The sequence below is a fragment of the Embleya sp. NBC_00896 genome (genome assembly GCF_045207785.1).
GTDB lineage: Bacteria > Actinomycetota > Actinomycetes > Streptomycetales > Streptomycetaceae > Embleya.
The window spans coordinates 1361569-1385965 of sequence record NZ_CP108776.1 but is presented as its reverse complement, the minus strand read 5'-3'; the positions used below and the strand labels follow the sequence as shown (position 1 = coordinate 1385965).

The window sequence follows — 24397 nt, the reverse complement described above, 5'->3', positions numbered from 1 at the left end:
AGCCTGGTCGGGTCACGCGTTGTCCATGGCCTCCGCCAGGCTGCGCGGGCGCATGTCGGTCCAGTTCTGCTCGATGTAGTCCAGGCACGCCGCGTGGGTGTCCTCGGGATGGACCACCGTCCAGCCCGCGGGCACGTCGGCGAAGGCGGGCCAGAGCGAGTGCTGGGCCTCGTCGTTGACCAGGACCACGAACGTGCCGTCGGTGTCGTCGAAGGGGTTCGCCATCAGTGCTGCTCCTCTGTCGTGTTCGAGTGGGTCGTGTTCGGGTGGGTCGTGTTCGGTCGGGTCGTCTTCGGGTCGGCGCCCGGGATCGTGCCGGGTTCCGGATCCCCGCCCGTTCCCGCCTCGGCGGAATCGAGCGTGGTCCGGCGCAGCCGCTCCTCGATGAGCGGGCCGATCTCGCGGAGGATCTCCGGTGTCGTGATGGTGCTGTGGGTGCACGCGAGCCGGTGGTAGGTGACCGTGCCGTCGATGTAGTCGTCCCAGACGTCCGGCCGCATGACGCGTTCCGGCTCGTCGCCGGCGGCGAACACGAGCAGGTCGGTGGCCACCCGGCGGTGCCGGTGCTCCGTGGCGAGCGCGATGTTGCGTTGGAGCACGCTCATGATCGTGACAAAGTCGTCCTCCTCGATGTTCCCGAGCACGGTGTTGGTGGTCCGCGCCAGCTGGGAGAACTGCGCGAACGTGAGCGGCTCGTCGCGATCCTCCGAACGCGCGCCGAGGATCTCCAGGATCCCGACGTAGATTCGGCCGGTGTTCTTCGCCGTATCGGCGAGCAGGCTCAGCTCGCGCTCGGTGAGCGGCCTGGCCGGCTCGGAGTCCAGCGAGACGATCAGCGCGACCTGTTCCCCGCGCTCCTGCAGCTTCGCCGCCATCGCGTGCGCGACAATGCCGCCGAACGACTGGCCCAGCAGGTGGTACGGCCCGTGCGGTTGGATCCGCAGCATCTCGGCGATGCAGTCCTCGGCCACCTCGTCCACCGAGGCGCGCAGCTCGTCCGGTCGGGACAGGCCGCGCGCCTGGAGCCCGTAGACCGGGAACTCCCGGCCCAGGTGCAGCAGCAGGTTGGCGTACGACCAGCAGATCCCGGCACCCGGATGGACGCAGAACAGCGGTACCCCGTCGCCCTGCGTACGCAGCGGCAACAGCACGTCGAACGCGTTGTCCTCCAGGTCGCCGTCGTACAGGTGCGGGATCAACTGCGCGACGCTCGGTGCGCTGAACACCGTGCGCAGCGGGAGTTCGACGCCGAGCACGTCGCCGATCCGCCGGGTGAGGTTGGTCGCGAGCAGCGAATGCCCACCGAGGTCGAAGAAGTTGTCGTCGATGCCGACCTGCGGCAGCCCGAGGATCTCGGCGAAGAGCGTGCAGAGGATCTCCTCCTGCGGAGTGCGCGGCCCACGCCCCGCGATCGCGGTGTGCTCCGGATCCGGCAGCGCGGCGCGATCGACCTTGCCGTTGGCCGAGAGCGGGATCTCCGCCAGTTCGACGATGGCCGCGGGCACCAGATGGTCCGGGAGTTGCCGCCGCAGGTCGTCCCGCACCCGCGGCACCGAGAAGTCCTCGATCGCCGGCACCACGTACGCGATCAGGCGCGGGTCGCCGCGATGGTCCGCGCGGGCGAGCACGGCTGCTCGGGCCACGTCCGGATGCCGGGTCAACGCGCCCGCGACCTCGCCGGGTTCGACTCGGAAGCCGCGGATCTGCACCTGGTCGTCGGTCCGGCCCAGATACTCCAGCTCACCGTCGCGGTTCCAGCGGACCAGGTCCCCGGTCCGGTACATCCGGCCGCCGGCCGGGCCGTACGGGTCGGCGACGAACCGGCCCGCCGTCAGGCCGGCGCGCCCAAGATAGCCGCGGGTCAGGCCCGGGCCCGCGAGGTACAACTCGCCGTCCACGCCCGGCGGCAGCAGCCGCAGCCGCTCGTCGAGGACGTACGTCCGGGTGTTGACGAGGGGGTAGCCGATCGGGGTGCGCCGCTCGTCCAGCGGCCGGCTGATGGTCGCCGCCACCGTGGTCTCGGTGGGGCCGTACAGGTTGACCATCCGGCGGCCCGGCGCCCAGCGGTCCACCAGTTCGGGCGGGCACGCCTCGGCGCCGACGATCAGCGTGCGGAAGCCGGTCAGCTGGTCGGCGGATTCGGGCGGCAGGGTGGCCAGGACCGACGGTGGCACGAACGCGTGCGTGATGGCCTGCGTGGCCAGCACCTGCGCCAACTCGAAGCCGGCCAGCCGCCGTTGCTCGGGCACCACCAGCGTCGCCCCGGCGGTGACCGCCATCATCAGTTCGAGCACGGAGGCGTCGAAGCCCGGTGAGGACAGCTGGAGCACGCGGGCGTCCGCGGCCACGTCGCAGCGGTCGCGAAGGGTGACCCCCAGGCCGGCCAGACCGGCGTGGGTGACCGTGACGCCCTTGGGTGTCCCGGTCGAACCGGACGTGTAGATCACGTACGCCGGATGCCGCGGATCCGGCACGGCGGTGCGGTCCGCGTCGCACGGATCCGCGTCGGGGCTCGCGTCCCACGCCGCGGTGATCTCCTCGGTGTCGACCGCGATCCGCTCGACGCCGAGGTCCTCGGGCAGCTCCCGGGCCACCTGACGACTGGTCAGGACCAGCTCGGGGGCGGCGTCGCGGAGGATGTGCGCGATCCGCTCGGTCGGATAGTCGGGGTCGATCGGTACATACGCCGCGCCGGCCTTGACGACGCCCAGGATCGTCGCGATCTGCTCGGCCGAACGCGGCAGCGCGACGCCGACGAGCCGCTCCGGCCCCAGGCCGCGAGCGATCAGCCAGTGCGCGATCCGGTTCGCCCGGGCGTCCAGCTCCGCGTAGGTCCAGCTCACTCTCCGGTCGGTGACCGCGGACGCGTCCGGGGTCGCCGCGACCCGGGCCCGGAACAGCGCCGGCAGGGTCTCCTCGGCGACACCGGGGTCGGTCGGGAACCAATCGGAGAGCACCCGCCGCCGCTCCTCGGCGGTGAGGATCTCCAGTTCCCCGATCCGCGTGTCCGGGTCGTCCACGACCGCGCGCAGGAGCCGGGTCCACTGCCCGGCGAACGCCTCGACGGTCGCCGGATCGAAGAGGTCCGTCGAGTATTCGATGGCCCCCGAGATACCGGCCGGCCCACCGCCGGCGTCGCGCTCCTCGTTCAGGCTCAGGAACAGGTCGACGCGCGAGACCCCGGTGCCCACGCCCTCGAAACCGGCTCGCAGGTCCGGGAGTTCGAACGCGACCGGGGCGGTGTTCTGCAGCGCCAGCATGATCTGGAACAGCGGGTGGTGCGCGGTGGACCGCTGCGGGTTGAGCTTCTCCACCAGGTATTCGAACGGCACGTCCTGGTGCGTGTAGGCCGCGAGGCTGGTTTCCCGGACCCGGCCCAGGAGTTCGGCGAAGGTGGGATCGCCGGAGGTGTCCGTGCGCAGCACCAGCGTGTTGACGAAGAACCCGACCAGGTCCTCCAGGTTCTCGTCGGTGCGCCCGGCGATCGGCGAGCCGATCGGGATGTCCTCGCCGGCACCCAGCCGGGTGAGCAGCGTGGCCAGTGCCGCCTGGAGGACCATGAACACGGTCGTATCGCACGCGCGGGCCAGCTCGGCGAGGTCGCGGTGCAACCGCGCGTCCAGCTCGAACCCGGACGTGTCGCCCGCGTACGAGACGACGGCGGGCCGGGGTCGATCGGCCGGCGCCGTGACCTGTTCCGGCAGTCCGGCCAAGTGCTCTGCCCAGTAGGTCAGTTGCCGATTGAACGTGCTGTCGGGATCGCTGTCGTCGCCGAGCAGCTCGCGCTGCCACAGGGTGTAGTCGGCGTACTGCGCCGGCAGCGGCGCCCAGTCCGGCGCGTGGCCGGCGTGCCGGGCGACGTACGCGGTCACCAGGTCGCCCGCCAGCGGGTTCATCGACCAGCCGTCACCGGCGATGTGGTGCAGCACCAGCAGGAGCACCGCGTCGGTGGGACCGGTGGTGAACAACCGGGCCCGCAGCGGGATCTGCTCGGCCAGCTCGAACTCCGCGCGCGCGGCGCGGTGCAGCTCGCCGGCGAGTTCCTGCGCGCCGACCCGCCGGGTGCCGAGTTCGACCCGGGCCCGGGCCGGATCCAGGATGTGCTGGCGCGGCCGGCCGTCGACCTCGGGGAAGACCGTGCGCAGCGCCTCGTGCCGGGTGACCACGTCGTTGAGGGCGGCCTCCAGCGCGTCGTGGTCCAACGGCCCGGTGAGCCGCAGGGCCAGCGGGATGTTGTAGGTGGGCGAGGGGCCTTCGAGCTTGTGCAGGAACCACAGGCGCTGCTGGGCGAAGGACAGCGGCAGCACCTCGGGGCGGGCCACCGGGGTCAGCCGGGCTCGGGTCCGACCGCCGTCGGCGGCCAGGTGTTCGGCGAGCCGGGCCACGGTGGGCGCCTCGAACAGCACGCGCAGCGGGATCTCGGCGCCGAGCACGCTGCGGATCCGGCTGGTGAGTCGGGTGGCCAGCAGCGAGTGGCCGCCGAGGTCGAAGAAGCTGTCGTCGACGCCGACCTGCGGCAGGCCCAGGATCTCCGCGAACAGCGTGCGGAGGATCTCCTCCTGCGGGGTGCGCGCCGCACGTCCGGTCACGGCACCGGTGAACTCCGGGGCGGGCAGCGCCGACCGGTCGAGCTTGCCATTGGGGGTGAGCGGTATCGCGTCGAGCGCGACGACCGCGGCGGGCACCATGTGCTCGGGCAGCTGCCGCTTCAGGCTCTGCCGCAGCTCGGTGAGGAGTCGGCCGGTGGTGCGCGAGCCGGCCGGGTCGTTGGTCAGCGCCGCGAGCGGGCGCGGAGAGCCGACCGTGCGCCGCACGTCGGTGAACGGCCCGGACATGTCGGCCGGCAGCACGACGGCGTCGAAGGCGTCGAGGCGGTGGGCCGACCACGTGGTGATCACGCGGCGGCCGTGTTCGCGGCCCCAGTGGTGCAGGTCCTCCGGGTCCAGGACCGGCCCGACGGGTGCCGGTACGTCGCCGACGAGCGCGACCTCGGCGGTGAGCCGGGCGTTGGGAATGTCCGCGATCCGCACGAAACCATCGACGTGGTCCGGGAGTTCGGTCAGATCCCGACCCCAGGTCAGGGTCGGCAGCCCGGCCAGCGAGGTGCCGGCCGCCTTGTGGATGACGACCTCGTAGCGGTGCCGGGTGAGCTCGTTGTGCGCGGTGCCGCGCTTGAGCCGGATGTCGGCGCCCGCGCCGCGGTCGTCGGCCCAGGTGCCGAAGAACTCGGGGGCGATCAGGAGTTCCTTCTCGACCACCACCGCGTGCTCGACGGCGGCCCGCAGTCGGGCGGGGTCGGCGGCGAGGTCACGACTGTGGATCGCGGTGGCCAGGGTGCGCAGCAGGCCGTGGTGGCGGACGTCGCCGATGATGATCCGGCCCTGCGGGGCGAGCAGTTCGAGGGCCTTGTCGAGCACGTTCGCGAGGTAGGCGTGGCTCGGGAAGTACTGGACCACGGAGTTGAGCACGATGGTGTCGAAGTAGCCGGTGGGCAGACCGGTGGTGTCGTCCGCCGGTTGGCAGCGCAGCTCGACATGGTCCCAACCGGCCCGCTCGACCTGGCCCTTCAGCCGCTCGATCACGGGTGCGGAGAAGTCGGTGGCCCAGTAGGCCTCGACGTCGCCCGCGAGCGGTGCCAGGAGCAGCCCCGAACCGACACCGATCTCCAGGAGCCGGCCCGGCCCGTGCTCGCGGATCGCGGCGACGGCCGCGTCCCGCCACGCGTGCATCTCGTCGAGCGCGATCGGCTCACCGGTGTACGAGCTGTTCCAACCGGTGAAGTCCTCGCCCGGCTCGAACGGCACCGGCTCGGTGTAGACCGAGTCGTAGATGTCCCGCCACTCGGCCACCTGTTCGGCGACCCGTTCGGCGACCCGTTCGTCGTCCAGGTCCGGCGCGGTCTCCTCCGCGGCCGGGTCCCCGGGCACCACGTACGCGACCAACTGCCGTCCCTCGTGCGCCACGACGACCGCCTGCGCGACCGCGGGATGCCGAAGGAGCGCGGCCCGGATCTCGCCGGGCTCGACCCGGAAACCGCGGATCTTGACCTGGTCGTCGGTCCGCCCGAGGTATTCCAGGTCGCCGTTTCGATCCCAGCGGACCAGGTCCCCGGTGCGGTACATCCGCGCGCCGGCCGGGCCGAACGGGTCGGCCACGAAACGCGCCGCGGTCAGCGCGCCGCGCCCGAGATAACCGCGGGCGAGTCCCGCGCCCGAGAGGTACAGCTCGCCCGCGACCCCCGGCGCGAGCAGCCGCAGCCGCTCGTCGAGGACGTACCCGCGCGTCCCCGCGGCCGGCCGGCCGATCGGCGCCGTGCCGTCGGCGAGCGGCGCGCTGAGCGCCGCGACGACGGTGGACTCGGTGGGCCCGTACGCGTTGACCATCCGACGGCCCGGCGCCCAGTGCCGGACCAGCTCCGGCGGGCACGCCTCGGCGCCGACGATCAGCGTGCGGAACCCGGTGAGTCGCCCGGCCGCCTCGGCCGGCAGCGTCGCCAGCACCGAGGGCGGGATCAGCGCGTGCGTGATCCGGCCGTCGGCCAACACCCGCGCGAGCTCGTCCCCGGCGAGCCGGTCGTGCTCCGGGATCACCAGCGTCGCCCCGGCGGTGACCGCCGCCACCAGTTCCAGGACCGACGCGTCGAAGCTGGACGAGGAGAGCTGGAGCACGCGCGCGCTCTCGTCGACCGCGCCGCCGACCCGCAGCGTCTCGCCCAGTCCGGCCAGACCGGCGTGCGGCACCACGACGCCCTTGGGGGCACCGGTGGAGCCGGAGGTGTAGATCACGTACGCCGGGTGCCGCGCCTCCGGCGGGGCGGTCCGCTCGGCATCGGTGAGAGCGGTGTCGGCGAGCCCCGCCCAGGCGGCGATCGTCTCGGGGGAGTCGACCGGCACCGGCGCACCGGGCAGTTCGGCGGCGGCCTGCCGGGTGGTCAGCACCAGCGCCGGTTCGGCGTCGCCGAGCATGTACGCGATCCGCTCCGCCGGGTAGGCGGGGTCGATCGGCAGGTAGGCCGCGCCGGTCTTGAGGATGCCCAGGATCACCGCGATCTGTTCGGCGGACCGGGGGAGCGCCATGCCGACCAGGCGCTCCGGGCCGATGTCGCGCCCTGCCAGCCAGCGGGCGATCCGGTTCGCGCGGCCGTCGAGCTCCGCGTACGTCCACGACACCCGCGCGTCGGTCACCGCCGGTGCGTCGGGGGCGGCCGCGACACGCGCCTCGAACAGCTGCGCCAGGGTCGTCGGTGCGGCGTCGTACTCGGTGCGGCCCCAATCGGTGAGCAGCGTCTCGCGCTCGTCCGGGGTCAGCGGATCGAGACCGCCGATCCGCCGGTCGGGATCGGCGACCACCGCCCGCAGCACGCGTGCCCATCGGGTGGTGAACGCGTCGACGGTGTCCGCGTCGTAGAGGTCCGTCGCGTACTCGACCGTGCCGGACAGGCCCGCCGGCGCGCCGGCGGCGGTCCGGTTCTCGCTCAGGCTGAGCGACATGTCGAAGCGCGCGGTACCCGTCTTGAGGGTCTCCGATCGCACGTCCAGGCCCGGCAGTTCGAACCGGGCCGCCTCGTTGTTCTGGAGCACCAGGGCGATCTGGAAGAGCGACTGACGGGTCGCCGAACGGTGCGGGTTGAGCTTCTCGACCAGATACTCGAACGGGACGTCCTGGTGCGCGTAGGCGGAGAGGCTGGTTTCCCGTACCCGGTCCAGGAGTTCGGCGAAGGTGGGGTCGCCGGAGGTGTCGGTGCGCAGGACCAGCATGTTGACGAAGAAGCCGACGAGGTCGCCCAGGCTCTCGTCGGTCCGCCCGGCCACGCCGCTGCCGACCGGGATGTCGGTGCCCGCGCCGAGCCGGGTGAGCAGGGTCGCCAGCGCGGCCTGGAGCACCATGAAAACGGTCGTGCCGGACGAGCGGGCCAGTTCGGTGAGGTCTTGGTGCAGTCGGGCATCGAACTCGAAGGTGGTCACGTCGCCCGCGAACGAGGCGACGGCCGGCCGGGGCCGATCGGTCGGGGCGCCGACCTGTTCCGGCAGATCGGCCAACTCCTGGGCCCAGTACCGGAACTGCCGGGAGAACAGGCTCTCCGGATCGGTGTCGTCGCCGAGCAGGTCGTGTTGCCACAACGTGTAGTCGGCGTACTGGACCGGCAGCGCCGGCGTGTCGGGCGCGCCGCCGGCGTGCCGGGCGGCGTAGGCGGCGAACAGGTCGCGCGCCAACGGCACCAACGACCAGCCGTCGCCGGCGATGTGGTGCAGCACCAGCATCAGCACCGACTCGTTCGAGCCGGTCGCGAACAGCCGGGCCCGGATCGGGATCTCGCCGGCCAGGTCGAACGGTTCCCGGGCCATGGCGTCGAGTTCGGCGGGCAACCGCTCCTCGTCGGTGTGCGTGCAGCCCAACCGGACGATCGCCCGCTCGGGGTCGAGGATGTCCTGCCGGGCCACACCCTCGACCTCGGGGAAGACCGTGCGCAGTGGTTCGTGTCGGGCGATGACGTCGCCCAGGGCGGCTTCGAGCGCGGTGTGGTCGAGTTCGCCGGTCAGCCGCAGGGCGAGCGGCATGTTGTAGGTGGCCGAGGGGCCTTCGAGCTTGTGCAGGAACCACAGGCGCTGCTGCGCGAACGACAGCGGCAGCACGTCCGGACGCACGGCGGGCACGAGTGCCGTCCGGGTGATCGAGCCGTCGGCGCCGGCCAGGCGTTCGCCGAGGCGGGCCACGGTCGGGGCCTCGAACAGGGTCCGGAGCGGGAGTTCGACGCCGAGGGCGGTGCGGATGCGGCTGGTGAGGCGGGTGGCGAGCAGCGAGTGGCCGCCGAGGTCGAAGAAGCTGTCGTCGACGCCGACCCGGGGGACGCCGAGGATCTCCGCGAACAGCGCGCAGAGGATCTCCTCGCGCGGCGTCCGTGGCGCTCGCCCGGCGGCGCTCGGGGTGTGCTCGGGCTCGGGCAGCGCGGCCCGGTCGATCTTGCCGTTGGGGGTGAGCGGGATGGCGTCGAGCGCGACGACGGCCGAGGGCACCATGTAGTCGGGCAGTCGCAGGCGCAGGTCGTCCCGCACCCGGGCCGCGGAGAAGTCCTCGCCGGTTGGTACGACGTACGCCACGAGCGCGATGTCGCCCCGGTGGTCGGCGCGGGCGAGCACGGTGGCCTGTGCGATGTCGGGGTGTCGGGCGAGGGTGTCGCGGATTTCGCCGGGTTCGACGCGGAAGCCGCGGATCTGGATCTGGTCGTCGGTGCGGCCGAGGTAGTCGAGTTCGCCGTCGTGGTTCCAGCGGACCAGGTCGCCGGTGCGGTACATCCGGGTGCCGGCGGGTCCGAAGGGGTCGGCGACGAAGCGTCCGGCGGTCGGGCCGGGACGGTTCAGATAGCCGCGCGTCAGGCCCGGACCCGAGACGTACAGCTCGCCCGGGACGCCCGGCGGCAAGAGGCCGAGCCGCGAGTCGAGGACGTACAGGTGCGTGTCGAGCAGCGGATACCCGATCGGGGTGCGGCCGTGGTCCAGCGGCCGGCTGATCGTGGCGGCGACGGTGGTCTCGGTCGGGCCGTACAGGTTCACCATGCGTCGTCCGGTGGACCAGCGCTCGACCAGCTCGGGCGGGCACGCCTCGGCGCCGACGATCAGGCAGCGCAAGCCGACGAGGCGCGCCGGTGCCCCGGGCGGCAGGGTCGCCAGCACCGACGGCGGGATGAACGCGTGCGTGATCCGGCCCTCCGCCAGCACGTCCGCGAGCTCGTCCCCGGCGAGTCGGTCCTGCGGGGGGACCACCAGCGTCGCACCGGCGGTGACCGCGAGCATCAGTTCCAGCACCGACGCGTCGAAGCCGAGCGAGGCCAGTTGCAGGACCCTGCTCTCCGGTCCGGCGGCGCACCGCTCGCGCAGGGTCGCGCCCAGACCGGCCAGGCCGGCGTGGGTGACCGTGACGCCCTTGGGGGTGCCGGTCGAACCCGACGTGTAGATGACGTAGGCGGCCTGGCGCGGGTCGGATGACCGGTCGGCGGCGGGATCGGCGTCCGAGGCCCGGGTCCAGGCGGACATGATCGCGGGGGTGTCGACGGCCACCACCTCGGCGGCCGTCACGTCGGCGGCGACGTCCGGTTCGAGCACCCCGTCGAGGGTGAGCACCAGGACGGGGGCCGCGTCGGCGATCAGGTACCGGATCCGCTCGGCGGGGTGGGTGGGGTCGATCGGCAGGTAGGCCGCGCCGGACTTGAGCACGCCCAGGAGCACCGCGAACTGCGCGGGCGACCGCGGCATGGCGATGCCGACGATGTCCCCGGCGCCGACTCCGCGTTCGATCAGCCAGTGCGCGGTGCGGTTCGCGTCCGCGTTCAGCTGGGCGTAGGTCCACGAGGCGTGGTCGTCGGCGATGGCCGGCGCGTCCGGGCCGGCCGCGACACGGGCCGCCAGCAGGGCGGGCAGCGTTTGCTCGGTCACCGCGGGGTCGGTCGGCGTCCACTCGGTGAGCAGCCGCCGGCGTTCGTCGTCGGTGAGCAGGTCGGCGGCCCCGATCGGCTGATCGGGATCGGCCGCCACGGCACGCAGCAGCCGTTCCCAGCGGGCCGTGAACGCGTCCACGGTCGCGGCGTCGAAGAGGTCGGTGGCGTACTCGACGGCTCCGGTGATGCCCGCGGGGGTGCCGTCGGCGTCGCGCCGCTCGCCGAGGCCCAGGAACAGGTCGACACGCGCGACACCGGTGCCCGCGTGCTCGAATCGGGCTCGTAGACCGGGCAGGTCGAAGTCGGCCTCGGCGGTGCTCTGCAGCGCCAGCATGATCTGGAACAGCGGGTGGTGCGACGTCGAGCGGTGCGGGTTGAGCTTCTCCACCAGGTGCTCGAACGGAATGTTCTGGTGGGTGTAGGCGGCGAGGTTGGTCTCCCGGACCCGGGCCAGCAGTTCGGTGAAGGTGGGGTCGCCGGAGGTGTCCGTACGCAGCACGAGCGTGTTGACGAAGAACCCGACCAGGTCGTCCAGGTTTTCGTCGATCCGCCCGGCGATCGGCGAGCCGATCGGGACGTCCTCGCCCGCGCCGAGCCGGGTGAGCAACGCCGCCAGGGCGGCCTGGAGCACCATGAACACGGTGGTGCCCGAAGAGCGGGCCAGCTCGGCCAGATCGGCGTGCAGTCGCGCGTCCAGATCGAGCGCGGCCATCTCGCCCCTGTAGGACGCAACCGACGGGCGCGGCCGATTGGTCGGTGCGCCGACCTGCTCCGGCAGATCCGCCAATTGCTCGGTCCAGTAAGCGAGTTGCCGACTGAAGGCGCTGTCGGGATCACTGTCGTCACCGAGCAGGTCGCGCTGCCACAGCGTGTAGTCGGCGTACTGCACCGGCAGCGGCGCCCACTGCGGCGCGGTGCCGCCGCGCCGGGCGGCGTAGGCGGTGACCAGGTCGCGGGCGAGGGGTTCCATCGACCAGCCGTCGCCGGCGATGTGGTGCAGCACCAGCATCAGCACGGACTCGGTCGCACCGGTGGTGAACAGGGTGGCCCGGACCGGGATTTCGGCGGACAGCTCGAACGCGTGCCGGGCGGCCCGGTTCAGCGCCTCGGTGAGTTCGGCGCCCTCGGCCACCTCGTGCACGGCCAGGTCCAGGCGGGCCCGCTCGGGATCCAGAACGTGCTGGCGCGGCCGGCCGTCGGTCTCCGGGAACACCGTGCGCAACGGCTCGTGCCGGGCCACGACGTCGTCCAGGGCCGCGGCGAGCGCGCTCCGGTCGAGCCGGCCGGACAGCCGCAGCGCCAGCGGGACGTTGTACGTCGCCGACGGGCCCTCCAACTTGTGCAGGAACCACAGCCGTTGCTGCGCGAACGACAGCGGCAGCGCCGCGGGTCGCGGCATCGGGGTCAACGCGGCCTGGATCGGGGCGTCCTGGTTCAGGTACGGCGCGAGCTCGGCCACGGTGGGCGCGATGAACAGGGTGCGCGGCGACAGTTCGGCGCCGAGCACGTTGCGGATCCGGATGATCAGCCGGGTCGCCAGCAGCGAGTGCCCGCCGAGGTCGAAGAAGCTGTCGTCCACGCCGACCCGCGGCAGCCCGAGGATCTCCGCGAACAGCGTGCACAGGATCTCCTCCTGCGGCGTGCGCGGCGCCCGCCCGGTTGCGAACGCGGCGGCGAAATCGGGATCCGGGAGCGCCTTGCGGTCGATCTTGCCGTTGGGCGTGAGCGGAATCGCGGGCAGCCCGACGATCGCCGCGGGGACCAGGTGGTCGGGCAGCAGCCGGCGCAACGCCTCGTGCACGACCGGCGCGGTGAAGCTCGCGTCGGGGCTCGGCACCACGTATCCGACCAGCCGCACGTCGCCCTGGTGGTCGGTGTCGGCGACGACGAGCGCCTGGGCCACCCCGGCCTGTCGGCGCAACACCGCCTCGATCTCGCCGGGTTCGACCCGGAAGCCGCGGATCTTGATCTGGTCGTCGGTGCGCCCGAGGTATTCGAGCTGCCCGGCCCGGTTCCAGCGGACCAGGTCGCCGGTCCGGTACATCCGCGTGCCGGCCGCGCCGAACGGGTCGGCGACGAACCGCTCCGCGGTCAGCGCGCCGCGGCCCAGGTAGCCGCGGGCCAATCCCGCGCCCGCGAGGTACAGCTCGCCGGCCACGCCCGGCGCGGCCAACCGCAGCCGCTCGTCCAGGACGTACAGCCGGGTGTCGATCGTCGGGTACCCGATCGGCGCGTGCCGGCCGGACAGGGCCGGGCTGGTGGAGGCGCACACCGTGGATTCGGTGGGGCCGTAGGCGTTGACCATCAGCCGGCCGCGCGACCAGCGCTCCGCGAGATCGGGCGGGCAGGACTCGCCGGCCACCACGAGTGTGGACAGCTCGGCCAGGGTGTCCTCGGCGCCGACCGGCAGCGTCGCCAGTACCGACGGCGGGAGGGTGACGTGGGTGATCCGACGGTCGTCGAGCAGGCGGGCGAGTTCCTCGCCGGCGGGCCGGTCCGCGTCGTGCAGGTCCAGGCGGGCACCGGAGGCCAGCGCCATCACCAGTTCCCACACGGCGGCGTCGAAGCCGAGCGCGGCGAACTGCAGCACGCGCGAGTTCGCGTTCACCGCGAGCCGCCGCCGGTGGGTGGTCGCGAGCGCGGCCAGGCCGGTGTGCGTGACCACTACACCCTTGGGCGTGCCGGTGGAGCCGGACGTGTAGATCACGTACGCCGGGTGATGCGGGGCACCCGCGTCGACGTCGGTCTCCGCGCACCGCGCCCAGGCCGCGGCCGTGTCGGGGTCGTCCACGGCCACCAGGCGATCGGCGACGTGGTCGGGCAGGTCGTGTGCCACCCGCCTGGTGGTCAGGACCAGGCCCGGATCCGCGTCGCGGAGCAGGTGGCCGATCCGCTCGGCCGGGTAGGACGGGTCGATCGGCAGGTAGGCCGCGCCGGCCTTGAGGATGCCCAGGACCACCGCGACCTGCCGGATCGAGCGGGGCAGCGCGACGCCGACGATCCGCTCCGGGCCGACGCCGCGTGCGATCAGCCAGTGCGCGATTTCGTTGGCCCGGGCGTCGAGTTCGGCGTACGACCACGACGTGGTGCCGTCGGCGACGGCGGGCGCGTCCGGCGTGGCCCGCACCCCGGCCCGGAACAGCTTCGGGAGGGTGGCCTCGGGCACACCCTGCTCGGCCCGACCCCACTCGGTGAGCAGTCGGTCCTGTTCCTCGGACGTGAGCAGGTCCAGGCCGCCGATCGGCCGGTCCGGGTCGGTCGCCACCGCGCGCAGCAGGCGGACCCAGCGGGCCGTCAACGCGGCGATGGTGTCGGCGTCGTAGAGGTCGGTGGCGTATTCGACCAGGCCGGTGACGCCCGCGGGACGACCCGCGTCGTCGAAGGTCTCGGCGAGGTTGACGGTCAGGTCGACCCGGGACACGCCGGTGCCGATGTTCTCCAGGTCGGCCCGGAGCCCCGGGAGGTCGAACCGGGCGGCGGCGGTGTTGTGCAGGCCCAGCATGATCTGGAACAGCGGGTGGTGCGCGGTGGAGCGCTCCGGGTTGAGCTTCTCCACCAGGTATTCGAACGGGACGTCCTGGTGCGCGTACGCGGACAGACTCGTCTCGCGGACCCGGGCCAGGAGTTCGGTGAAGGTGGGGTCGCCCGAGGTGTCCGTACGCAGCACCAGCATGTTGACGAACAGGCCGACCAGGTCGTCGAGTTCCTCGTCGGTGCGGCCCGCCACGGGCGAGCCGATCGGCACGTCGGCACCGGCCCCGAGCCGGGTCAGCAGGGTGGCCAGCGCGGCCTGGAACACCATGAACATCGTCGTGCCCGACGCGCGGGCCAACGCGGTCAGGTCGCGATGCAGATCGGCGTCGAGTTCGAGCGTGGTGATCTCGCCGCTGTGCGACGCGATCGCGGACCTGGGTCGATCGGTCGGCACGGTGACCTGTTCGGGCAGCTCGGCCAACTGCTCGGTCCAGTAGTGGAACTGACGGGCGAACAGGCTGTCGGGGTCCGCGTCGTCGCCGAGCAGCTCGCGCTGCCACAGGGTGTAGTCGGCGTACTGCACGGGCAGCGCCGGCCACTGCGGCGCCGTGTCCGCGTCGGCGTGCCGGGCGGCGTAGGCCGCGGCCAGGTCGCGGGCGAGGGGTTCCATCGACCAGCCGTCGCCGGCGATGTGGTGCAGCACCAGCATCAGCACGGACTCGGCCGGCCCGGTGCGCAGCAGCCGAGCCCGGATCGGGATCTCGTCGGCCAGGTCGAAGGCGTGGCGCGCGGCCAGGTCGAGCGCCTGGGTCAGCGCGTCGCCCTCCGCGACGTCGGACAGGTGGAGCACCACGTGTGCCCGCTCGGGGTCCAGGATCAGCTGGTGCGGCTGTCCCTGGGTCTCGGGGAAGACCGTGCGCAGCGCCTCGTGTCGGGCCACGACGTCGTTGATCGCGGCTTCGAGCGCGGCGTGGTCGACCTCGCCGGTCAGTCGGATCGCCAGCGGCGAGTTGTACGTCGCCGACGGGCCCTCCATCTTGTGCAGGAACCACAGGCGCTGCTGGGCGAACGACAGCGGTACCAGGTCCGGCCGCCCGACCGGGGCCGGCGCGGTCCGGCTCCGGCCCGCCGCCTCGTCCAGCCGGCGGGCCAAGGCGGCCGGCGTCGGGGCGGCGAACAGGGTGCGCAACGGGAGTTCGACACCCAGCACGCCGCGCACGCGGCTGGTGAGCCGGGTGGCCAGCAGCGAGTGGCCGCCGAGGTCGAAGAAGCTGTCGTCGATGCCGACCCGCGGCACCGCGAGGACCTCCGCGAACAGCGTGCAGAGGATCTCCTCGCGGGGCGTCCGCGCCGACCGGCCGGGGCCGCCGGCGTGGGTGGGATCCGGGAGTGCGGCCCGGTCGATCTTGCCGTTGGGGGTGAGCGGGATGGCGTCGAGCGCGACGATGGCCAAGGGCACCATGTAGTCGGGCAGTCGCCGGCGCAGGTCCTCGCGTACGCGGGCCTCGATGAAGCCCGTCTCGGGCACGACGTAGGCGACCAGAGCGAGGTCCCCGTGCCGGTCGGCGCGGGCGAGCACGGTGGCTTGTGCGATGTCGGGGTGTCGGGTGAGGGTGTCGCGGATTTCGCCGGGTTCGACGCGGAAGCCGCGGATCTGGATCTGGTCGTCGGTGCGGCCGAGGTAGTCGAGTTCGCCGTCGTGGTTCCAGCGGACCAGGTCGCCGGTGCGGTACATCCGGGTGCCGGCGGGTCCGAAGGGGTCGGCGACGAAGCGTCCGGCGGTCAGGCCGGGACGGTTCAGATAGCCGCGGGCCACCCCGGAGCCGGCGATGTACAGCTCGCCCGCGACACCCGGCGCGGCAAGCCGCAGCCGCTCGTCCAGCACGTACAGCCGGGTGTTGACGTTGGTGTGCCCGATCGGGGTGCGGCCGTGGTCGAGCGGCCGGCTGATCGTGGCGGCGACGGTGGTCTCGGTCGGGCCGTACAGGTTGACCATGCGTCGTCCGGTGGACCAGCGCTCGACCAGCTCGGGCGGGCACGCCTCGGCGCCGACGATCAGGCAGCGCAAGCCGATGAGGCGCGCCGGGGCGTCCGGCGGCAGGGTCGCCAGCACCGACGGCGGGATGAACGCGTGGGTGATCCGACCGTCGGCCAGGGCGTCGGCCAACTCCGGGCCCGCGAGCCGACGTTGACCGGGCACCACCACCGCGGCCCCGGCGCCGAAGGCCATCAGGTATTCGAGCACCGACGCGTCGAAGCTGAGCGAGGACAGCTGGAGTACCCGGCTGTCGGCGTCGACCGCGCCGCGCTCGCGCAACGACGCGCCCAGGCCGGCCAGGCCGGTGTGCGTCGCGGTGACGCCCTTGGGCCGGCCGGTGGAACCGGAGGTGTAGATGACGTACGCCGGGTGCCGCGCGGTGAGCGGTCGGGTGCGGTCGGCGTCGGTCGGGTCGTGCTCCGGGCGCTCCGCCCAGGTCCGGAGGAGCGCCGGCGCGTCGACGGCCACCGCGCTCGCCCCGAGTTCCTCCGGCAGGGTGGGCAGTACGTCCCTGGTGGTCAGCACCAGGTCGGGTGCCGCGTCGCGGACCATGAACCGGATCCGGTCGGCGGGGTAGTCCGGGTCGATCGGCAGGTGGGCCGCGCCCGCCTTGAGGATGCCGAGGAACAGCGCGAGCTGCTCGGCCGACTTGGGCATCGCGACGCCGACGAGCCGTTCCGGGCCCAGGCCCTGCCCGATCAGCCACCACGCGATCCGGTTCGCGCGGGCGTTCAGCTCCGCGTAGGACCACGAGCCGAGCGCGTCGACGACGGCCGGGGCATCCGGCGTGGCGGCGACCCGGGCGCGGAACAGCTCCGGCAGGGTGGCCTCGGGCAGCGCGTGCTCGGCGCGGCCCCAGTCGCCGAGCAGCCGGTCGCGTTCCGGCGCGGTCAGCACGTCGAGGTCGCCGATCGGCCGGTCGGGGTGCGCCACGGCGGCGCGCAGCAGACGGGCCCAGCGCGAGGTCAACGCGTCGATGTCGGCGGCGCTGTACAGGTCGGTGGCGTACTCGACCGCCCCGGTGATGCCCGCGGCCCGGGCGTCGGAGTCGTGCGTCTCGGCGAGGTTGACGGTCAGGTCGACCCGGGACACCCCGGTGCCGACCGGCACCACGTCGGCCCGCAGTCCGGGCAGGTCGAAGCCGACGCCCGCGGTGTTCTGCAGCACCAGCAGGATCTGGAACAGCGGGTGGTGCGCGGTCGAGCGCCGCGGGTTGAGCTTCTCCACCAGATGCTCGAACGGAATGTCCTGATGGGTGTACGCGGCGAGGCTGGTTTCCCGCACCCGGCCCAGGAGTTCGGTGAAGGTCGGGGCGCCCGAGGTGTCGGTGCGCAGGACCAGCGTGTTGACGAAGAAGCCGACCAAGTCGTCGAGGTTCTCGTCGGTGCGACCGGCGATCGGCGACCCGATCGGGATGTCCTCGCCGGCCCCGAGCCGGCTCAGCAGGGTGGCGAGCGCGGCTTGGAGCACCATGAAGACGGTGGTGCCGGACGCGTGCGCGAGGTCGGTGACGTCCCGGTGCAGCTGGGCGTCGAACCCGAACGTGGCTACCGCGCCGGTATAGGTCGCCACCGCCGGGCGCGGGCGTTCGCCGGGCACGGTGACCAACTCGGGCAGGTTAGCCAACTGCCTTGTCCAATAGGTCAGTTGACGAGCGAAAGCGCTGTCCGGGTCGGTGTCCTCGCCGAGCAGATCGCGCTGCCACAGGGTGTAGTCGGCGTACTGCACCGGCAGCGGCGGGGTCGTGGGCGCGACACCGTCGCGGCGCGCGGCGTAGGCGGTGACCAGGTCGCGGGCGAGGGGTTCCATCGACCAGCCGTCGCCGGCGATGTGGTGCAGCACCAGCATCAGCACGGACTCGGTCGCACCGGTGGTGAACAGGGTGGCCCGGACCGGGATTTCGGCGGACAGCTCGAACGCGTGCCGGGCGGCCCGGTCGAGCGCGTCGGACAGTTCGTCCACGCCGAGCTCGACCACGTCGAGGTCGAGTACGGCGTCGGCCGGCGCCAGGATGTGCTGGTACGGCTCGCCGTCGATGTCGGGGAAGACGGTCCGCAACGGCTCGTGCCGCGCGACGACGTCGCCGAGTGCGGCCCGCAGGGCCGCGTGGTCGACGCGACCGGTCAGCCGCAACGCCAGCGGCGAGTTGTAGGTGGCCGAGGGGCCTTCGAGCCTGTGCAGGAACCACAGGCGCCGCTGGGCGAAGGACAGCGGCAGCACCTCGGGCCGGGCGACGGGCACCACGGCGGCCCGGGCCGTGACCCCGTCGTCGGCGAGGAACCGGCCGAGTCCGGCCGGCGTCGGGGCCTCGAACACGGTGCGCAGCGGGATCTCGGCGCCGAGCACGCCGCGGATCCGGCTGATGAGTCGGGTGGCCAGCAGCGAGTGGCCGCCGAGGTCGAAGAAGCTGTCGTCGACGCCGACCTGCGGCAGGCCCAGGATCTCCGCGAACAGCCGGCACAGGATCTCCTCCTGCGGCGTGCGGGCGGCGCGGCCGGAGCCCGGGACGTAGGTCGGGTCGGGCAGCGCCCTGCGGTCGATCTTGCCGTTGGGGGTCCGCGGGATCCGCTCGACGGCCACGATGGCCGACGGCACCATGTGGTCCGGGAGTTGCTCCTTGAGCTCCTGCCGGAGCGCGGTGATCAGCTGTCCGGTGGTGCGCGAGCCCGCCGGGTCGTTGGTGAGGGCCGCGAGCGGGCGGCCGGTGGCCGCGGGGCGGTACGGGTCGACCAGGACGCCGGTCGCGCCGGCGGCGACGAGGACGGCGTCGAAGGTGTCCAGGCGCTGCGGGGACCACGTGGTGACCGCGGTCCGGCCGTGTTCGGCGGCCCAGCGGTGGATGTCCTCGGGGTCCAGGGCCGGGCCGTCGGGAGCCGACGCGTCCTCGGTGAGCGCGCGCGTCGCGGCCACCTCGGCGATCAGGCGCGCGTTCGGGATGTCGGTGATCCGGACGAATCCCTCGATCTCGTCCGGGAGTTCGGTGAGGTCACGGCCCCAGGCCAGGGCGGGTACCCCGGCGAGCGACGTGGTGGACGCCGGTGCCTTGTGCAGCACGACCTCGTAGCGGTGCCGGGTGAGTTCGTTGTGCGCGGCGCCGCGCTTGAGCCGGATGTCGACGCCGGCCCCGCGCTCGGCGGCCCAGGTGTGGAAGAACTCCGGTGCGATCAGCAGTTCCTTCTCGACCACGACGGCGTGTTCGACGGCGGCCTTGAGCCGGGCGGGATCGGCGCCCTCGCGGCCCTGGATCGCGGTGTGCAGGGTGCGCAGCAGGCCGTGGTGGCGAATGTCGCCGAGCACGATCCGGCCGTGCGGGGCCAGGAGTTCGAGCGCCCGGTCCAGGACCTCGGCGAGATAGCCGGCCCCGGGGAAGTACTGGACGACCGAGTTCAGCACGATCGTGTCGAATTGGCCGGTGGGCAGACCGGTGGTGTCGTCGGCGGGTTGGCACCGCAGCCGGACGTGCTCCCAGCCGTCCGCCTCGACCAGCCGCGCGAGCCGGTCGATCGAGGGCTGGGACAGGTCGGTGGCCCAGTAGGACTCGACCTCGCCGGCCAGCGGCGCCAGCAGCAACCCGGAGCCCGCGCCGATCTCCAGGAGCCGGCGCGGCCGGTGCGCGCGGATCGCCGCCAGGGCCGCGTGCTGCCACTCGCGCATCTCGTCGATCGGGATCGGTTCGCCGGTGTACGAGCTGTTCCAGCCGATGAAGTCGTCGCCCGGCCGCAGTTCGCTGGGCCGGCTGTAGACCGAGTCGTAGATGTCGCGCCACTCGGCGACCTGCTCGCCGCGCTCCGCGTCGTGTTCGGCCTCCTCGGCACGCGACCGGGGCACGATGTAGGCCACGAGCGCGGGGTCGCCGCGGTGATCGTCGCGGGTGGTGACCAGGGCCTGCGCGACGGCCGGGTGCCGGGTGAGCGCGTTCTCGATCTCGCCCGGCTCGATCCGGAAGCCGCGGATCTTGATCTGGTCGTCGGTCCGCCCGAGGTATTCGAGCTCCCCGTCGCGATTCCAGCGGACCAGGTCGCCGCTGCGGTACATCCGCGACCCGGCCGGCCCGAACGGGTCGGCGACGAACCGGTCGGCGGTCAGCCCGGGGCGGCCCAGATAGCCGCGGGCCAGGCCCTCGCCGGCGATGTACAGCTCGCCGGCGACGCCGGGCGGCACCAGGCGCAGTCGCCGATCCAGCACGTACAGCCGGGTGTTCAGCACGGGCCGGCCGATCGGCGCGCGGGCCCCGGTGAGGTCTCGGGTGTGCGACGCGACGACGGTCGACTCGGTGGGGCCGTACGCGTTGACCATCCGCCGGCCCGGCAGCCACAGCTCCACCAGCTCGGGCGAGCAGGCCTCGGCGCCGACGCTGAGCGTGTGGAACCCGGTCAACCGCCGGGCGGCCTCGGTCGGGATGGTGGCCAGCGCGGACGGCGGGATGTGCGCGTGGGTGATCCGGCTCTGTTCCAGCACCCGGGCCAGCTCCTCGCCGGCGAGCCGGTCCTGCGCGGGCACCACGAGGGTCGCGCCGCCTCCGAAGGCCAGCACGATCTCCAGCACGGACGCGTCGACGCTGGGGGAGGAGAGCTGGAGAACGCGGCTGTCGGGCGCGGCGTGGCAGCGCTCCTGGAGGGTCGCGCTCAGATCGACGAGGCCGTGGTGCGGGACCACGACGCCCTTCGGCTTCCCGGTGGAGCCCGAGGTGTAGATCAGGTAGGCCGGGTGCGCGAGGCTCAGCGGCGTGGTGCGGTCGGCGTCGGTCGGGTCGGTGTCCGGGCACTCCCGCCAGGCGTCGACGATCTCCGGGGCGTCCACCGCGAGCGGCCGCGCGGCGAGGTCGTGCGGCAGGTCGCGGGCCGCCCGACGGGTCGTCAGGACCAGGGCGGGGGAGGCGTTCTCGACCATGTAGCCGATCCGGCCGGCCGGGAAGACCGGGTCGATCGGCAGGTAGGCGGCGCCGGCCTTGAGCACGCCGAGGATGACCGCGATCCGCTCCGCCGAGCGGGGCAGGGCCACCCCCACGATGTCCTCGGGGCCGAGACCGCGACCGATCAGCCACCACGCGATCCGGTTCGCCCGCGCGTTCAACTCGGCGTAGGACCAGGTCACGTCGGGGTCGCTGAGGGCCGGGGCGTGCGGGGTGGCCGCGGCCTGGGCGGCGAGCATCGCCGGCAGCGTGGCCCGGGGCAGGTCCCTGGGGCTCTGCCCGAAGTCGCTCAGGAGAAGCTCGCGTTCGGGCGCGGTGAGCAGGGATGCCGCGCCGATCGGCTGATCGGGCTCGGTCACCAGCTCACGCAGCAGTCGGGTCCACCGGGCCAGCAGTGTCTCGATGGTGGCCGGGTCGTACAGGGCGGTGGCGTACTCCGCGGTCCCGGTCAGCCCGGCCGGCGCGCCCGCCGGGTCGAACTCCTCGGTCAGGCTGAGGAACAGGTCGAAGCGCGAGGTTCCGGCGTCCCGGATCTCCGAGCGCACGACGAGCCCGGGCAGGTCGAAGCGGGCCTCCTCGTTGTTCTGCAGGACCAGCGCGACTTGGAAGAGCGGGTGGTGCGCGGCGGATCGCTGCGGGTTGAGCCGCTCCACCAGGTACTCGAAGGGGATGTCCTGATGCGAGTACGCGGACAGACTGGTCTCCCGTACGCGGCCCAGGAGTTCGGTGAAGGTGGGGTCGCCCGAGGTGTCGGTGCGGAGCACCAGCATGTTGACGAAGAACCCGATCAGCTCGTCCAGGTTCTCGTCGGTACGCCCGGCCACGCCGCCACCGACGGGGATGTCGGTGCCCGCGCCCAGGCCGGTCAGCAGGGTGGCCATGGCGGCCTGTAGGACCATGTAGACGGTCGAGTCGCAGCTGCGGGCCAGCTCGACCAGGTCGCGGTGCAGTCGCGCGTCCACGATGAAGCCCGTGACGTCGCCGGCGTACGAGACGACGGCGGGGCGCGGTCGGTCGGCGGGCACGCCGACCTGCTCGGGGAGTTCGGCGAGCTGCGTGGTCCAGTAGGCGAGTTGGCGGCTGAACATGCTGTCCGGGTCGGTGTCGTCGCCGAGCACCTCGTGCTGCCAGAGCGTGTAGTCGGCGTACTGGACCGGCAGCGGAGTCCACTGCGGCGCCTGCCCGTCCCGGCGGGCCGCGTAGGCGGCGACCAGGTCGCGGGCCAGCGGTCCGGCCGACCAGCCGTCGCCGGCGATGTGGTGCAGCACCAGCATCAGCACCGACTCGGCGGGCCCGGTGGCCAGCAGCTCGGCCCGGATCGGGATCTCGGTGGTCAACTCGAACGCGTGCCGGGCACAGCGGTCGAGTTCGGCGTCGAGGTCGTCCGCGTGGACCCTGCGGACCGACAGGTCGAGCCCGGCCCGCGCGGGTTCCAGGATGTGCTGGCGAGGAGCGCCGTCGACCTCGGGGAACACCGTGCGCAGCGGTTCGTGTCGGGCGATGACGTCGCCCAGGGCGGCTTCGAGCGCGGCGTGGTCGAGTTCGCCGGTCAGCCGCAGGGCGAGCGGCATGTTGTAGGTGGCGGACGGGCCTTCGAGCTTGTACAGGAACCACAGGCGCTGCTGCGCGAACGACAGCGGCAACACGTCCGGACGGTGCTCGCGGGCGAGCGGGCGCACGGGCGCGCCGCCGTCCTGCGGCAGGCTCGCGGCGAGCGCGGCCGCGGTGGGCGCCTCGAACAGGGCGCGCAGTGGCAGGTCCACGCCGAGCGTGGCGCGGATCCGGCCGGCCAGCCGCGTGGCCAGCAGCGAGTGGCCGCCGAAGTCGAAGAAGTTGTCGTCGACGCCGATCCCGGGCAGCCCGAGGACGTCGGCGAAGAGCGCCTGCAGGAGCGCCTCGCGCGGGGTGCTCGGAGCGCGGCCCGGGACGGTGTCGTATCCGGGCTCGGGCAGCGCCTTGCGGTCGACCTTGCCGTTCGCGGTGAGCGGCATCTCGGCCAGGGTCAGCACGACCGCGGGCACCATCGCTTCGGGCAGCAGCAGGCGCAGTTCGTCGCGCAGCCGGCCCTCGTCCAGGTCCGCGCCGTCGGTCGCGACCACGTAGGCGACCAGGTAGAGGTCGCCGCGCGGGTCCGGGTGGGCCAGGACGGTCGCCTGGGCGATCCCGGGCCGTTGTTGCAGCACGGCCTCCACCTCGCCGGGCTCGACCCGGACCCCGCGGATCTTGAGCTGGTCGTCGGTGCGGCCCAGGTATTCGAGCTGCCCGTCCCCGTCCGCGCGCACGACGTCGCCGGTGCGGTACAGGCGGGTGCCGGCGGGACCGAACGGGTCGGCGACGAACCGGCCCGCGGTGAGCCCGCTCCGGCCCAGGTAGCCGCGCGCCAATCCGGCGCCCGCGACGTAGAGTTCGCCCGCGACGCCCGGCTCCACCGGGGCCAGCCGCTCGTCCAGGACGTGTACGCGCGTGCCCACGATCGGGTGCCCGATCGGTGCGCCGGAGCCGGACAGCGGCTCGCTGAGGGTCACCGCGATCGTGCACTCGGTCGCCCCGTAGCCGTTGAGCATCCGCCGATTCGTCGACCAGCGCCGGACCAGTTCGGGCGGGCATGCCTCGCCGCCGGTGTGCAGCGCCCGCAGGTCGGGCAGTCCGGTCTCGGTGCCCGGCGGCAGCGTCGCCAGTACCGAGACCGGGATGGTCGCGTGGGTGATGCGCTCGTCGGCCAGCACCGTCGCGAGCTCGGCTCCGGCGAGGAGTTCGGCCCTGGGCAGGACCAGGGTGCCGCCGGCGGCGAATGCCGCGAGGAGTTCCCATACGGCGACATCGAAGCCCAGGGAAGCGAGTTGGAGGACTCGGCTGTCACTGTTCGCCGCGCAGCGTTCGACCAGGGTCGCGACGAGCGCGGCCATTCCGGTGTGCGGTACGCCGACGCCTTTCGGCGCGCCCGTGGAACCGGAGGTATAGATCACGTACGCCAAGTGGCTCGGTGTGAGCGGGTGACGCCGGTCCGTGTCGCTCGGGGCGGAATCGGGGTATCGGTCCCAGGCTTTGGCGATCGCGGGGTTGTCGACGCACACCGTTTCGCCGGTCCGCGTCCCCGTCGAAATGTCCGCCACCGTGCTGTCCGTAAGCACCAGCGCGGGCGCCGCGTCGTTCGCGATATAGGCAATTCGTTCGGCGGGCAGGGCCGGATCCATCGGTAGGTAGGCGGCACCGGACTTCAGGATTCCGAGTAGTACCGCGACCTGATCCATCGAGCGGGGCAGCGCCACCCCGACCGGCTGTTCGGGGCCGATGCCTCTTTCGATGAGCCACCACGCGATGCGGTTGGCGCGCATGTCGAGTTCCGCATACGACCACGCTTCGTGACCATCGGTGACCGCAATGGAATGCGGAGTGATCGCGGCCTGTAATTCGAACAGCACCGGCAGTGTCGTCTCGGGCAAGTTCGTGGCGGATTTCTCATCGACATTGCGCATGACGACTCCATGGGAAGGGGCGAGCGGAATCCGCGCCGGAGCGGCGGCGGGGCACGGCGCGACAC

The 24397-nt window shown here is 72.9% G+C and carries 2 protein-coding genes; both read right to left on the bottom strand.

Features of this window, described 5'->3' with window-relative positions; all coding sequences use genetic code 11:
• Positions 1-12: 12 nt before the first annotated feature.
• Positions 13-225: an MbtH family protein gene (locus OG928_RS06435; protein WP_406280436.1), complete on the bottom strand. Its 213-nt coding sequence runs from the start codon at positions 223-225 to the stop codon at positions 13-15.
• Positions 225-24332: a non-ribosomal peptide synthase/polyketide synthase gene (locus OG928_RS06430; protein ID WP_406280434.1), complete on the bottom strand. Its 24108-nt coding sequence runs from the start codon at positions 24330-24332 to the stop codon at positions 225-227. The genes OG928_RS06435 and OG928_RS06430 overlap by 1 nt, the downstream gene beginning before the upstream one ends.
• Between the last annotated feature and the right edge of the window lie 65 nt (positions 24333-24397).

What these genes read in the sequence shown, in the direction of transcription:
- OG928_RS06435 (WP_406280436.1), bottom strand. Translation starts at nt 225, where the DNA reads ATGGCGAACCCCTTCGACGACACCGACGGCACGTTCGTGGTCCTGGTC.
- OG928_RS06430 (WP_406280434.1), bottom strand. Translation starts at nt 24,332, where the DNA reads ATGCGCAATGTCGATGAGAAATCCGCCACGAACTTGCCCGAGACGACA.